We start from the raw sequence: 12,557 nt of genomic DNA on the forward strand, positions 1-12,557 counted from the left end.
GTGGGCGCCAACCGTGACGTGCCGATCTCGATCGTCGCCAAGGACCCCAAGGTCCTGGAGAAGGTCGCCGACTGGAACTGGACGGACGGCCTCAAGCCGGCCCACAACGCCCCGGTCTGGAAGATGGACCAGTTCCGCGACCGGTTCCTCACGGCGTACGGGTCGACTCCGCACCCGAAGACCAACTGACGTTTCACAGCGGCTCGTTCATGACGTCGCGAGCCGCTTCCACGAACGCGGCCAGGGAGGCCGAGTAGGCTCCCACGGCCGCGTCGAAGCGAGCGAACGCCTCCGGCCCGTCCCGGGAGACGTCGGCGAGACAGCCGTTGGCGCGCATGGCCGCCGCCAGGACCGCCTTGGCCAGTTCGGCCAACTCACCGGGCCCTTCGAGCGAGATGACGCGCACGCTGTGCATGAGCGGGTCGTACGCACCGCGCGCTTCGACGCGCATTTCCTCCACGCGCGCCAAAAAGCCTTCAGGGGTGGTGGATTGGAAGCGAACGTCCCCAACTCTCCAGTACAGCTCGCTCATCTCATGCGACCGCCGCATCAGCTCCAGGTACGCGCCCCGCCGCAACTCCCGCACCCGGCCCATCTGCTGGGCCCGCGCGGACTCCTCCGCCTGGACCCTGGCCGCGCGGACGTTCCCGAGGTTCGTCACCCACCCCGCCAGCACCGCCGTCCCCCCGGTCAGAGCCGCGACCCACACCGCGCTGTCCACCACGCGTCCAGTGTCAGCTGCCCCCGGCGGCCTGTCGAGACCGCCCCCGGCCGCCGGTTCAGCCGCCGGACGTGTCCAGTTCGGCGTCCTCGCTCACGCCCGCGCAGTCGTACGGGTCCTTGAGCCAGCCGTCGGGCAGGACGACGCGGTTGTTGCCGGACGTCCGCCCGCGCGGCCCGTCCGCGCCGTCCGGCCAGGGCTGGTCGAGGTCCAACTCGTCGAGTCCGGAACGGAGTTCGGCCAGCGACGAGGTGATCGCCAGCCGCTTTCGCATCTCGCTGCCGACCGCGAACCCCTTGAGGTACCAGGCGACATGTTTGCGGAAGTCGACGACACCCTTGGACTCGTCGCCCAGCCACTCGCCGAGGAGGGTGGCGTGGCGGACCATGACGTCGGCGACCTCCTTCAGCGCCGGACGCGCGAAAGACGTACGCCCCTCGAACGCCGCGACGAGGTCCGAGAACAGCCACGGACGGCCCAGGCAGCCCCGGCCGACGACGACGCCGTCGCAACCGGTTTCGCGCACCATCCGCAGCGCGTCCTGCGCCGACCAGATGTCGCCGTTGCCGAGGACGGGGATCTCGGGGACGTGTTCCTTGAGGCGGGCGATGGCGTCCCAGTCGGCGGTTCCGCCGTAGTGCTGGGCGGCGGTGCGGCCGTGCAGGGCGATCGCGGTCACGCCCTCCTCGACGGCGATGCGGCCGGCGTCGAGGTAGGTGATGTGGTCGTCGTCGATGCCCTTGCGCATCTTCATCGTGACGGGGAGGTCCCCGGCGCCGGAGACGGCCTCGCGGAGGATCGCGCGCAGGAGGTTGCGCTTGTACGGGAGGGCCGAGCCGCCGCCCTTGCGGGTGACCTTCGGGACGGGGCAGCCGAAGTTCAGGTCGATGTGGTCGGCGAGGCCCTCTTCCGCGATCATGCGGACGGCCTTGCCGACGGTCGCCGGGTCGACGCCGTAGAGCTGGATCGAGCGGGGGGTCTCGGTCGCGTCGAAGCGGATGAGCTGCATGGTCTTGTCGTTGCGCTCGACCAGCGCCCGGGTGGTGATCATCTCGCTCACGAACAGGCCCTTGCCACCACTGAACTCCCTGCACAGGGTGCGGAAGGGCGCGTTGGTGATACCGGCCATGGGCGCCAGGACGACGGGCGGCTGGACGGTGTGCGGGCCGATCTGGAGCGGCTGGGCGGTCGTGGACATTCCCCCATTGTCGCGCATGGGACGAGTGGGCCGAACGAGTGAAGCGCCAGTCATTAGTTAGACGCACTATCGATTCGGGCGTACAGTGGCGGCATGCCGGAACTGAGCCCTCGTCGTCGCATGCTGGTGCTCGCGATCTGCTGCATGAGCCTGCTGATCGTGAGCCTGGACAACACCGTTCTCAATGTGGCGCTGCCCGCGATGCAGCGTGATCTCGACGCGAGTACGTCGGGTCTTCAGTGGACGATCGACGCCTACACGCTGGTGCTGGCGTCGCTGCTGATGCTCGCGGGGTCGACCGCCGACCGGATCGGGCGGCGCAAGGTGTTCATGACGGGGCTCGTGGTCTTCTCGATCGGGTCCCTGCTCTGTTCCGTCGCCCCGAACCTCCAACTGCTCGTCGTCGCGCGGACGGTGCAGGCGGTCGGGGGGTCGATGCTCAATCCGGTCGCCATGTCGATCATCACGAACACGTTCACGGACGCGCGGGAGCGGGCTCGGGCGATCGGGGTGTGGGGAGCGGTCGTCGGGATATCCATGGCCGCCGGGCCGCTGGTCGGGGGGCTGCTCGTCGAGTCGGTGGGGTGGCGGGCGATCTTCTGGCTGAACCTCCCCGTGGGGTTCGCCGCGCTGCTGCTGACGCTGCGGTTCGTCCCCGAGTCTCGCGCGGAGCGGGCCCGGCGGCCCGACCCCGTCGGGCAGGCGCTGGTGATCGTGCTGTTCGGTGCGCTCACCTACGCGATCATCGAGGCGCCGGTGTCCGGGGCGGGGGTCACCGTGCCGTTCGGGGTGCTCGCTCTCGCCGCGCTCGCCGGGTTGCTGTGGTACGAACCTCGGCGCACCGATCCCCTCATCGACCTGCGGTTCTTCCGTTCCGCGCCGTTCAGCGGGGCGACGGTGATCGCGATCAGCGCGTTCTCCGCGCTCGCCGGGTTCCTGTTCCTGTCCACGCTGTACCTCCAGAACGTCCAGGGGCTCGACGCACTCCACGCGGGGCTGTGGATGCTGCCGATGGCTGTACCGACGTTCCTGTGCGCGCCGATCTCCGGACGCCTCGTCGGCACGCGCGGCCCCCGCATCCCCCTCCTCGTCGCCGGGGTCGCCATGTCCTGTGGCGCTCTCCTCTTCGCCGCATTCCACGCCGAGTCCTCCGACGGCGGGCGGTTCCTCGGGTACCTCCTCTTCGGCATCGGCTTCGGCTTCGTCAACGCGCCCATCACCAACACCGCCGTCTCCGGCATGCCCCGCGCCCAAGCGGGCGTCGCCGCCGCCGTCGCCTCCACCAGCCGGCAGCTCGGCCAGACGCTGGGGGTCGCGGTGGTGGGTGCCGTCCTCGCCTCCGGCATCACCCCCTCCGCCTACCGCCAGACCTTCGCCTCCGCCGCGACACCGGGGTGGTGGATCATCGTCGGCTGCGGGGTCTCCGTCCTCGTACTGGGCGCGTTCACCAGCGGACGGTGGGCTCGGGGGACGGCGGAGCGGAACGCGGAGCGGCTGCGGGTGGTGGAGGTTCGGAACGGTCCGGCCTCGGTCTCGTCCCCGACTCGCGCTGTGGGCCGTTCGGGGTAACCCTGGGAGGTGCCAGTGGGGGGCCACACCACCGCAGGGAACGGGAGCCCTCCATGCGTTCCGTACTCCGTAGCCGTACCGCTCAGGCGCTCGCCGCCGGGGCGATGTCCGTCGCGCTGCTGTCCGGCGGGGCGGTGAGTGCGTTCGCCGCAGCCGCGCCGAAGCCGAAGCCCAGCGCGAGCATGAGCGCCAGTCCGATGAGTGCCGCGTCGATCACCGTCAAGGCGGACAAGTCGTCGGTGAAGCAGGGTGACGAGGTGACGTTCAGCGGACGGACCAGAGGGCTGAAGGTCGGGTCCAAGCTGACGTTGCAGCACCAGAAGGACGGCAAGTGGACGACGCTGAAGGCGTCCACCACCGTGAAGAACGGCAGCAGTTACTCGCTCAAGGGCAAGCTGAACACCAAGGGTTCGGAGAAGCTGCGGATCGCCTCGGGGAAGGTGTACTCGCCGACCGTCACCGTGAAGGTCAACTGATCATCACACCAGCCCCCTCCCCGCCAACACCCCCCACACACACGACAACGCCGGGCCCCCGACCAACAGGGACCCGGCGTTCACGCACAAACGTCAGCAGCCGACCAGCCGGGTCGCCAGGTACCCCTCGATCTGGTCCAGCGACACCCGCTCCTGCTTCATCGAGTCCCGCTCACGCACCGTCACGGCGTTGTCGTCGAGCGTGTCGAAGTCGACGGTGACGCAGTACGGCGTCCCGATCTCGTCCTGACGACGGTAGCGGCGCCCGATCGCACCCGCGTCGTCGAACTCGATGTTCCAGTTCTGGCGCAGCGCCTGCGCGAGCCCCTTCGCCTTGGGCGAGAGGTCGGCGTTGCGGGACAGCGGCAGCACCGCGACCTTCACGGGAGCGAGACGGTGGTCGAGCCGCAGGACCGTCCGCTTCTCCAGCTTGCCCTTGGCGTTCGGCGCCTCGTCCTCGACGTACGCGTCGAGCAGGAACGCCAGCAGGGAGCGGCCGACACCGGCGGCGGGCTCGATGACGTACGGGGTGTAGCGCTCGCCGGCCTCCTGGTCGAAGTAGTGGAGGTCCTGGCCGGACGCCTTGGAGTGCGCGGAGAGGTCGTAGTCGGTGCGGTTGGCGACGCCCTCCAGCTCACCCCACTCGTTGCCGCCGAACTGGAAGCGGTACTCGATGTCGGCGGTGCGCTTGGAGTAGTGGGAGAGCTTCTCCTTGGGGTGGTCGTACCACCGCATGTTCTCCTCGCGCATACCGAGGCCGGTGTACCAGTTCCACCGCTCCTGCATCCAGTACTCCTGCCACTTCTCGTCCTCGCCCGGCTTGACGAAGAACTCCATCTCCATCTGCTCGAACTCGCGGGTGCGGAAGATGAAGTTGCCGGGCGTGATCTCGTTGCGGAAGGACTTGCCCATCTGCGCGATACCGAACGGCGGCTTCTTGCGCGCGGCGGTCTGCACGAGGGCGTAGTTGGTGAAGATGCCCTGCGCGGTCTCGGGCCGCAGGTAGGCGACGGAGCCGGTGTCCTGGGTCGGGCCGAGGTGCGTGGAGAGCAGGCCGGAGAACTGCTTGGGCTCGGTGAACTGGCCCTTGTTGCCGCAGTTGGGGCAGTTGATGTCGGCCATGCCGTTCTCGGGGAGGCGGCCGTGCTTGGCCTCGTACGCCTCTTCCAGGTGGTCGGCGCGGTACCGCTTGTGGCAGGAGGTGCACTCGGTCAGCGGGTCGGAGAAGGTGGCGACGTGGCCGGAGGCGACCCAGACCTCGGGGGCCAGGATGACGGACGAGTCGAGACCGACCACGTCCTCGCGGGACGTCACCATGTAACGCCACCACTGGCGCTTCAGGTTCTCCTTGAGTTCGACGCCGAGGTGCCCGTAGTCCCAGGCGGCGCGCTGACCGCCGTAGATCTCACTGCAAGGGAAAACGAAGCCACGGCGCTTGCTCAGGCTGACGATGGTCTCGATCTTGTCGGCGGCCACGGTGCTCTCTTCATAACGACGGTAACGACGACGGACGACCAAGCGGAAACGCTCGCGCGTGAAGCCGAGAAGGCTGCTTCGGAACGCCGCTTCGGAGCGAACCCTCAGGGTACCGGCGGGGACTCCCCCTCAACCAAATCGGTTTGGACACCGGTACCCGCTCCAGGCACCCAACTCGGGCTTACCAGCCGCTTACCGGACGCCTTGTTGACAACGGTTTCCATATTTGTTGAAAATGGCTTTCATGAACGTACGACGACAGGACCGCCACCGACAGCAGCGCCTCATATCCGGCACCGCCCTCGCGGTCACCACCGCCCTCGGCCTCGCCGCCCTCACCGGCTGCTCCTCCGACAGCGCCGCCGCCGGCAACGACGGCAAGCTCGATGTCGTCGCGTCGTTCTACCCCATGGCCTTCCTCGCCGAGCGGATCGGCGGCGCCCACGTCCACGTGGAGAGCCTGACCGAGCCCGGCCAGGAGCCGCACGACCTGGAGATCAGCGCCAAGCAGACCGCGCGCCTGGAGAAGGCCGACGCGATCGTCTACCTGAAGAACCTCCAGCCGTCCGTGGACGCGGCCGTCCAGCAGTCGCCGGTGAAGACGAAGGTGGACGCCGCCGCCCTCACCTCGCTGGAGAAGCACGGCAACGAGGTCGGTGGCCACGCGGCCGAGGCCGACCACACGCACAACGACGAGCTCGCGGGCATGGACCCGCACATCTGGCTCGACCCGGTCCGCTACTCGCAGGTCGCCCAAGGGGTCGGCGCCGCGCTGGAGAAGGCCGACCCGTCCCACGCGGCCGACTACAAGAAGAACACCTCCGCCCTGGTCGCCGAACTCGCCGCCCTGGACACGCAGTTCAAGACCGGACTGGCCAACACGAAGACCAAGGTGTTCGTCACCACCCACGCCGCCTTCGGCTACCTCGCCGAGCGCTACGGCCTGACCGAGGAGGCCATCAACGGCCTCGACCCCGAGTCGGAGCCCAGCGCGGCGCGCGTGAAGGACCTTGAGAAGATGGCGAAGGCCGACGGCGTCACCACCGTTTTCTACGAGACGCTCGTCAGCGACAAGACCGCGAAGACCATCGCCTCGGACGCGAACCTCAAGACGGACGTCCTCGACCCGATCGAGGGCATCACCGACAAGTCCCGCGGCAAGGACTACTTCTCGGTCCAGAAAGCCAACCTCAAGGCCCTCCAGACCGCCCTGGGAACAAAGTGAGCGACAAGTGACTTGGAGGACGGCATGACCAACGAGCCCGTCATCACCCTGCGCGGCGTACGCGCCGATCTGGGTTCGCGGCCCGTCCTCCGCGGGATCGACCTCACCGTGCGGCGCGGTGAGGTCGTCGCGCTGCTCGGCGCCAACGGCTCGGGCAAGTCGACGGCGATCCGCAGCGTGATCGGACAGGTGCCGATCGGCGCGGGCGAGATCGAGCTGTTCGGTACCCCCCGCAAGCGGTTCCGCGACTGGTCGCGCGTCGGGTACGTCCCGCAGCGGACGACGGCCGCCGGGGGCGTCCCCGCGACGGTCACCGAGGTCGTCTCCTCCGGCCGCCTCTCCCGCGCCCGCTTCGGCGTCCTGCGCAAGGCGGACCACGCGGCGGTGCGGCACGCCCTGGAACTCGTCGGCATGGCCGATCGTTCCAAGGACAACGTGGACGCGTTGTCGGGAGGCCAGCACCAGCGCGTCCTGATCGCCCGCGCCCTCGCCTCCGAGCCCGAGCTGCTGATCATGGACGAGCCGATGGCGGGCGTCGACCTCGCGAGCCAGGAAGTCCTGGCCCGGACGCTGAAGGACCAGGTCGCGGCGGGGACGACGGTCCTGCTCGTCCTGCACGAACTCGGGCCCCTGGAGCCGCTGATCGACCGCGCTGTCGTCCTGCGCGACGGCTGCGTCCAGCACGACGGCCCGCCCCCGCGCGCGCTCGGCCAGCACGCCCTCCCCGGTCACGACCACGTCCACCCCCACGAGCCCGAGCCGATGCGTACAGGACTGCTGAGCTGACATGGACCTCCTCGACTACGCCTTCATGCAGCGGGCCCTGCTCGCCGCCGTCCTCGTCGGCATCACCGCGCCCGCCGTCGGCATCTACCTCGTCCAGCGCCGCCAGGCCCTCATGGGCGACGGAATCGGCCATGTCGCGATGACCGGCGTCGGCCTCGGGTTCCTGCTCTCCTGGTCGCCGGTGTGGATGGCGACGCTCGTCTCCGTCCTCGGCGCGGTCCTCATGGAGTTGATCCGCTGGTACGGCAAGACGCGCGGCGACATCGCGCTGGCGATGCTGTTCTACGGCGGCATGGCGGGCGGTGTGATGTTCATCAACCTCGCGCCGACGGGCTCCAACGCGAACCTCACGTCGTACCTGTTCGGGTCCCTGTCGACGGTGTCGGAATCCGACGTGACCGCTATCTGCGTCCTCGCCGCGTTCGTCGTCCTCGTCACGCTGGGGCTGCGGCGGCAGTTGTTCGCCGTGAGCCAGGACGAGGAGTTCGCGCGGGTCACGGGGCTGCCGGTGCGGGCGTTGAACCTGCTGACAGCGGTCACCGCCGCCGTCACCGTCACCGTCGCGATGCGCGTCGTCGGGCTGCTGCTGGTCAGCGCGCTGATGGTCGTCCCCGTCGCCGCGGCGCAGCAGCTCAGCCGGAGTTTCGCGGCGACCTTCGCGATCGCCGTCGGGATCGGGGTGAGCGTGACCATCGGCGGGACGGTCACGTCGTACTACCAGGACGTGCCGCCCGGCGCGACGATCGTCCTGCTGACCATCGGCGCGTTCATCCTGCTGACGGGGGCCTCCGCGCCGCTGGCCAGGCGGCGTGCCCGCGCACACGCCCTCGCGCGGCCCGCCGGTGACCCTGCCGAGTGCGCGATTCCGGCCAGCCGGAAGGCGGACGACGGGGTCGGCGTCTGACCTGGCACATGCCGGGCTGGCACAATGGCCGGGCAGGTGTTCAGACGTTCAGGAGGCAACGGTGACGACCGCTGGACCGCCCGTGAAGGGCCGCTCCACCCGGCAGCGCGCCGCCGTGGCGGCGGCGCTCGACGAGGTCGACGAGTTCCGCAGCGCGCAGGAACTCCACGACATGCTCAAGCACAAGGGCGACTCGGTCGGCCTCACAACCGTTTACCGCACGTTGCAGAACCTCGCGGACGCCGGCGAGGTGGACGTCCTGCGCACGTCCGACGGCGAGTCCGTCTACCGCCGCTGCTCCACCGGCGACCACCATCACCACCTCGTGTGCAGAGTCTGCGGCAAGGCGGTCGAGGTGGAGGGGCCGGCGGTGGAGAAGTGGGCCGAGGCGATCGCGGCGGAGCACGGTTACGTCAACGTCGCGCACACGGTCGAGATCTTCGGCACGTGCGCGGAGTGCGCGGCGAATTAACGCCCGAAGCAGCGCTGCAACTCCGTGAAGTCGTAGAACTTACCGCCCTTCTCGACCGGCTCACAGCCCGCCTTGAAGGGCACCTCCCTCTCGTTGTAGAGCATCCGGACGAGGTACCGGGTGCCCTTCTCGTAGACGTCCCACTGGATGTTGGCGCCCAGGGGTGACACCTCGGCGCCCCTCCAGGGGTTGTTCTCGTAGGTGTACGACTCTCCCGGTGTCGCCGGCTTCGTGCTGCCCGGCAACCCCATCAGGGCGGCGAGGGGGATGAGCTCCTCGGCGTGGGTGAAGCGGAGTTCGGCGCCGAGGGTGGAGGTGCCGGACCTCTTGGCCTCGACCTGCTTGAAGAGGTCGTCCAGCAGAACGCCCGCCATCTTGTAGGTGATGTCGGAGTCGGAGAAGCCGGGACCCTTCTCGTAGAAGTCCTCGGCGTCGCTGAGGTAGCCGAACCAGGCGGCGTCCGTGCGGGAGATGTACCGGTCGAGACCCCAGCCCTCGCCTTGCGGGCTCTCCTGGACCATCGCGGGAGCGATGGCGTAGAGGTTGTAGACGGCTTCGGCGGCGGCGACCTGGTCCGGGGCCGAAAGGCCGTCCACGAAAGGCTTCTTGAAGAGCTTCCGCAGCACATCGGCCGCCGCCCGCCGCGTCTTCGGCTGGTCCGTGACGGACTTCAGCGTCGCCGCGAGCCGCTGGTCGTTCGCGAGGTAGTCCCGGTACGCCTTGCCGCCGGCCGACTTGTGGAAGTACAGGAGGTCCTTGTCAGTGCGGGTGGCACCGATGAGCGGCTTCAACGCCGGGTCCTTCGCGGCGAGTTCACCGGCGTACTCGTTCGCGCTGTCGATCGCGCGGCCCTGTCCCGAGCTGACGACGTCGATCTTCTCGCCCTTGGCGGCGATGGCCGCGAAGAGGGACGGCAGGCGGGCGGCCGTCCGGTCGGCGGTGTCGCGCAGTTCCTCGCGGCCACGCCCGCTGAGGTTGCCGTACCCGACCTTGGCCATCGCGGCGAGCAGGGCCGTCACCTTGGGCCCGAACTCCTCGCCCTTACGGGTGAGTTGACCGGCGTCGGAGGCCTTCTTCAGCAGGGCGAGGACCAGGTCGCCGTCCTCGCTGTCGGTGGCGGCGCGGGAGCCGTGGCGGGAGACGTTCTCGGTGAAGACGGGGACGAACCCGGCGGGGGCCTTGCTGTAGGACGCCGGGTTCTGCCGCGGGCCGTAGGGCGCTTTCGTGCCGTAGCTGTCGAGGTGCGCGGGCTGCCGGCAGGCCGCCGCGGCCTGGGCGGCGGGGGCGGCGGCGACCAGCAGGGCGCACAGGGCCGCGAGGGAGGGGGTTACGGACTTCATGGGCGGATCGTCGCGAAATGACGTGAACCCCCGCCCGGCGAAGGAGTGAACCCCCGGTGACTACGAGGTGGCTTCGGTGGGCCGGCCCTTCATGTCCGCCTCCATCGCGATCAGTTGCTCGTTCGGGATCGCTCCCCCGAACCGGCGGTCCCTGGAGGCGAATTCGACGCACGCCCGCCACAGGTCACGGCGGTCGAAGTCGGGCCACAGGACATCCTGGAAGACCATCTCGGCGTAAGCGCTCTGCCAGATCAGGTAGTTGGAGGTGCGCTGCTCGCCGCTGGGGCGCAGGAAGAGGTCGACGTCCGGCATGTCCGGGTAGTAGAGGTACTTCGCGAGGGTCTTCTCGCTGACCTTGGAGGGGTCCAGCTTCCCGGACTTGACGTCCTCGGCGAGGGCCTTGGCCGCGTCGGCGATCTCGGCGCGTCCACCGTAGTTCATGCAGAAGTAGAGGGTCAGCTTGTCGTTGCCCTTGGTCTGCTCCTGGGCGATCTGCAACTCCTGGGCAACCGATTTCCACAGCTTGGGCATCCGGCCCACCCAGCGCACCCGGATGCCGAGGGCGTCGAGCTGGTCGCGGCTCTTGCGGATGAAGTCGCGGTTGAAGTTCATCAGGAAGCGGACCTCGTCGGGCGAGCGCTTCCAGTTCTCGGTGGAGAACGCGTACAGCGAGATGTTCTTCACACCCATCTCGACGGCGCCCTGGAGGACGTCGAGGACCTGCTCGGCGCCGACCTTGTGGCCCTCCGTGCGGGGCAGCCCGCGCTCCTTGGCCCAGCGGCCGTTGCCGTCCATGACGATCGCCACGTGCTCCGGCACCAGCTCGCCGGGGAGCTTCGGCGGGCGGGCGCCGGAGGGGTGCGGCTCCGGCGTCTGGTACTCGCGCCGCTGACGCCCCAGAATCCCGCGTACGACCATGTCCTTCTCGTCTCCCTAGCTTTTTTCCACGTACCTGAGCGAGCGCAGCCCCCGCTCCAGGTGCCAGTGCAGATACGCGGACACGAGCCCGCTGCCCTCGCGGACGTGCCGGGCCTCCGCGCTGTCCGCCGTCTCCCAGTCTCCCGTAAGGAGCGCGCCCAGGAGGACCAGTGTCTGCGGCGAGGGTACGACGCTGCCGGGGACGCGGCAGTCGACGCAGATGGAGCCGCCGGAGGCGACGGAGAAGAAGCGGTTGGGGCCGGCCAGCCCGCACTTCGCGCAGTCGCCGAAACTCGGTGCGTAACCGTTCACCGCGAGTGAGCGCAGCAGGAACGCGTCGAGGACGAGGTGGGGGGCGTGCTCACCCCTGGCCAGCGTCCTGAGCGCGCCCACCAGCAGCAGGTACTGCTGCACCGCCGGCTCCCCCTCGTGGTCCGTGAACCGCTCGGCCGTCTCCAGCATGGCCGTCCCGGCGGTGTACCGCGCGTAGTCACTCACGATGCCACCACCGTACGGCGCGATCGTCTCGCTCTGCGTGCACAACGGCAGCCCCCGGCCGACCAGTTCGCTGCCCCGCGTGAAGAACTGCACATCGACATGCGAGAACGGCTCCAGCCGCGCCCCGAACTTCGACTTCGTCCGCCGCACGCCCCGCGCGACGGCACGCACCCGGCCGTGGCCTCGGGTGAGCAGGCTGATGATCCGGTCCGCTTCGCCCAGCTTCTGGGTGCGCAGGACGATGCCGTCGTCGCGGAACAGGCTCATGGGGTCATTCTCGCACCGGAGGACAGGGGGTCGGGTGGGGCGGGGCTTTCGGCGGGGGGTGTCCTCGGGGAGCGACTCGGCGAGCCGCACGGCGTCGTCAGGCGGTCACACCCCGGACCTCACCGAACCGCCGCACGTACCGGCTCTGCCAAGGCGTCTCGACGGCCCGGCGGTGATAGTTCCGGCGCACGAACTCCACGGCCTCCTCCGCCGGAACCCCGTCCAGCACGGCCAGACACGCCAGCGCCGTCCCCGTACGCCCCCGGCCGCCCCCACAGGCCACCTCGACCCGCTCCTCGCCCGCCCGGCGCCACACCTCCGCGAGGGCCTCGCGGGCGTCCTCCCGGTCCTTCGGGAGGCGGAAGTCGGGCCAGTGGAGCCAGCGGGAGGGCCAGTCGGCGGGTGGGGGCGGGCTGCCGAGGAGGTAGAGGCCGTACGCGGGGGCGTTCTCCGGCGCCGGGTGACGTAACCCCCGTCCCCGCACCCGCCGCCCCGACGGCAGCTCCAGCACACCCGGTTCGTCTTTCTCCCAGATCTCCATCTGGGCATTCTCCACGCCGGGGGCAACCGGTTCAGGGGGACTCGTGGCCGTAATACCCCTAGACGAGTCTTTCCGAATGCCTGCGGGTACGAAGAGAGGGTGTTCATGATCGTTTGTGACGACGAACTTGAACACCCTCGTGACCGCACTGTACGTGAAGATCGAC

General features: G+C 69.3%; 13 protein-coding genes and 1 pseudogene. 7 read left to right on the forward strand and 7 right to left on the reverse strand.

Annotated elements, in window-relative coordinates; all coding sequences use genetic code 11:
- Positions 1-189 (forward strand): annotated as a pseudogene (locus ACVNF4_RS24105) (CDP-alcohol phosphatidyltransferase); the annotation flags it as partial.
- A 4-nt stretch (positions 190-193) separates the two neighbouring features.
- Here ACVNF4_RS24105 and ACVNF4_RS24110 read toward each other — a convergent pair.
- Positions 194-724: a hypothetical protein gene (locus ACVNF4_RS24110; protein ID WP_461804962.1), complete on the reverse strand. Its 531-nt coding sequence runs from the start codon at positions 722-724 to the stop codon at positions 194-196.
- A gap of 55 nt (positions 725-779) precedes the next feature.
- Positions 780-1,919 (reverse strand): tRNA dihydrouridine synthase DusB, encoded by a 1,140-nt coding sequence (gene dusB / locus ACVNF4_RS24115; RefSeq protein ID WP_461804963.1) that lies wholly within the window; start codon positions 1,917-1,919, stop codon positions 780-782.
- A gap of 93 nt (positions 1,920-2,012) precedes the next feature.
- On the opposite strand from dusB, the gene ACVNF4_RS24120 reads away from it, so the two are divergent.
- Both ACVNF4_RS24120 and ACVNF4_RS24125 read left to right on the forward strand, forming a co-directional pair.
- On the forward strand, positions 2,013-3,488 hold the full coding sequence (locus tag ACVNF4_RS24120; RefSeq protein ID WP_461804964.1) for an MFS transporter: 1,476 nt from the start codon (positions 2,013-2,015) through the stop codon (positions 3,486-3,488).
- Between the two features lie 53 nt (positions 3,489-3,541).
- On the forward strand, positions 3,542-3,964 hold the full coding sequence (locus ACVNF4_RS24125; protein ID WP_461804965.1) for a hypothetical protein: 423 nt from the start codon (positions 3,542-3,544) through the stop codon (positions 3,962-3,964).
- A gap of 93 nt (positions 3,965-4,057) precedes the next feature.
- Here ACVNF4_RS24125 and ACVNF4_RS24130 read toward each other — a convergent pair whose 3' ends face one another.
- On the reverse strand, positions 4,058-5,440 hold the full coding sequence (locus tag ACVNF4_RS24130) for a glycine--tRNA ligase (protein WP_461804966.1): 1,383 nt from the start codon (positions 5,438-5,440) through the stop codon (positions 4,058-4,060).
- 244 nt (positions 5,441-5,684) lie between these two features.
- Here ACVNF4_RS24130 and ACVNF4_RS24135 point away from each other — a divergent pair, with 244 nt between their 5' ends.
- The 4 genes from ACVNF4_RS24135 to ACVNF4_RS24150 all read left to right on the forward strand — a co-directional run bounded on the left by ACVNF4_RS24135 (position 5,685) and on the right by ACVNF4_RS24150 (position 8,827).
- On the forward strand, positions 5,685-6,665 hold the full coding sequence (locus tag ACVNF4_RS24135; protein ID WP_461804967.1) for a metal ABC transporter substrate-binding protein: 981 nt from the start codon (positions 5,685-5,687) through the stop codon (positions 6,663-6,665).
- Between the two features lie 24 nt (positions 6,666-6,689).
- The gene (locus tag ACVNF4_RS24140) at positions 6,690-7,451 is read left to right on the forward strand and encodes a metal ABC transporter ATP-binding protein (protein WP_461804968.1); all 762 of its coding nucleotides are present in this window, start codon (positions 6,690-6,692) and stop codon (positions 7,449-7,451) included.
- A gap of 1 nt (position 7,452) precedes the next feature.
- Positions 7,453-8,355 (forward strand): metal ABC transporter permease, encoded by a 903-nt coding sequence (locus ACVNF4_RS24145; RefSeq protein WP_461804969.1) that lies wholly within the window; start codon positions 7,453-7,455, stop codon positions 8,353-8,355.
- A 61-nt stretch (positions 8,356-8,416) separates the two neighbouring features.
- Complete coding sequence (locus ACVNF4_RS24150) at positions 8,417-8,827, forward strand: Fur family transcriptional regulator (protein ID WP_461804970.1); 411 nt, start codon at positions 8,417-8,419, stop codon at positions 8,825-8,827.
- On the opposite strand, the gene ACVNF4_RS24155 is transcribed toward ACVNF4_RS24150, so the two are convergent.
- The 4 genes from ACVNF4_RS24155 to ACVNF4_RS24170 all read right to left on the reverse strand — a co-directional run bounded on the left by ACVNF4_RS24155 (position 8,824) and on the right by ACVNF4_RS24170 (position 12,391).
- Complete coding sequence (locus ACVNF4_RS24155) at positions 8,824-10,167, reverse strand: histidine-type phosphatase (protein ID WP_461804971.1); 1,344 nt, start codon at positions 10,165-10,167, stop codon at positions 8,824-8,826. The two genes, ACVNF4_RS24150 and ACVNF4_RS24155, sit on opposite strands and share 4 nt — an antisense overlap.
- A 60-nt stretch (positions 10,168-10,227) precedes the next feature.
- Positions 10,228-11,085, reverse strand: a complete 858-nt coding sequence (locus ACVNF4_RS24160) for an isoprenyl transferase (RefSeq protein ID WP_461804972.1) — start codon at positions 11,083-11,085, stop codon at positions 10,228-10,230.
- A gap of 15 nt (positions 11,086-11,100) precedes the next feature.
- The gene (gene recO / locus ACVNF4_RS24165; RefSeq protein ID WP_461804973.1) at positions 11,101-11,850 is read right to left on the reverse strand and encodes a DNA repair protein RecO; all 750 of its coding nucleotides are present in this window, start codon (positions 11,848-11,850) and stop codon (positions 11,101-11,103) included.
- 97 nt (positions 11,851-11,947) lie between these two features.
- Complete coding sequence (locus ACVNF4_RS24170; RefSeq protein WP_461804974.1) at positions 11,948-12,391, reverse strand: protein-tyrosine phosphatase family protein; 444 nt, start codon at positions 12,389-12,391, stop codon at positions 11,948-11,950.
- Between the last annotated feature and the right edge of the window lie 166 nt (positions 12,392-12,557).

The organism is Streptomyces sp. S6, from assembly GCF_054880855.1.

Excerpts from the sequence above, each read along its gene's own strand:
- ACVNF4_RS24120 (WP_461804964.1), top strand. The coding sequence starts at position 2,013 with ATGCCGGAACTGAGCCCTCGTCGTCGCATGCTGGTGCTCGCGATCTGC.
- ACVNF4_RS24155 (WP_461804971.1), bottom strand. The coding sequence starts at position 10,167 with ATGAAGTCCGTAACCCCCTCCCTCGCGGCCCTGTGCGCCCTGCTGGTC.
- dusB (WP_461804963.1), bottom strand. The coding sequence starts at position 1,919 with ATGTCCACGACCGCCCAGCCGCTCCAGATCGGCCCGCACACCGTCCAG.
- ACVNF4_RS24135 (WP_461804967.1), top strand. The coding sequence starts at position 5,685 with ATGAACGTACGACGACAGGACCGCCACCGACAGCAGCGCCTCATATCC.
- ACVNF4_RS24145 (WP_461804969.1), top strand. The coding sequence starts at position 7,453 with ATGGACCTCCTCGACTACGCCTTCATGCAGCGGGCCCTGCTCGCCGCC.
- ACVNF4_RS24160 (WP_461804972.1), bottom strand. The coding sequence starts at position 11,085 with ATGGTCGTACGCGGGATTCTGGGGCGTCAGCGGCGCGAGTACCAGACG.
- ACVNF4_RS24140 (WP_461804968.1), top strand. The coding sequence starts at position 6,690 with ATGACCAACGAGCCCGTCATCACCCTGCGCGGCGTACGCGCCGATCTG.
- ACVNF4_RS24125 (WP_461804965.1), top strand. The coding sequence starts at position 3,542 with ATGCGTTCCGTACTCCGTAGCCGTACCGCTCAGGCGCTCGCCGCCGGG.
- recO (WP_461804973.1), bottom strand. The coding sequence starts at position 11,850 with ATGAGCCTGTTCCGCGACGACGGCATCGTCCTGCGCACCCAGAAGCTG.
- ACVNF4_RS24170 (WP_461804974.1), bottom strand. The coding sequence starts at position 12,391 with ATGGAGATCTGGGAGAAAGACGAACCGGGTGTGCTGGAGCTGCCGTCG.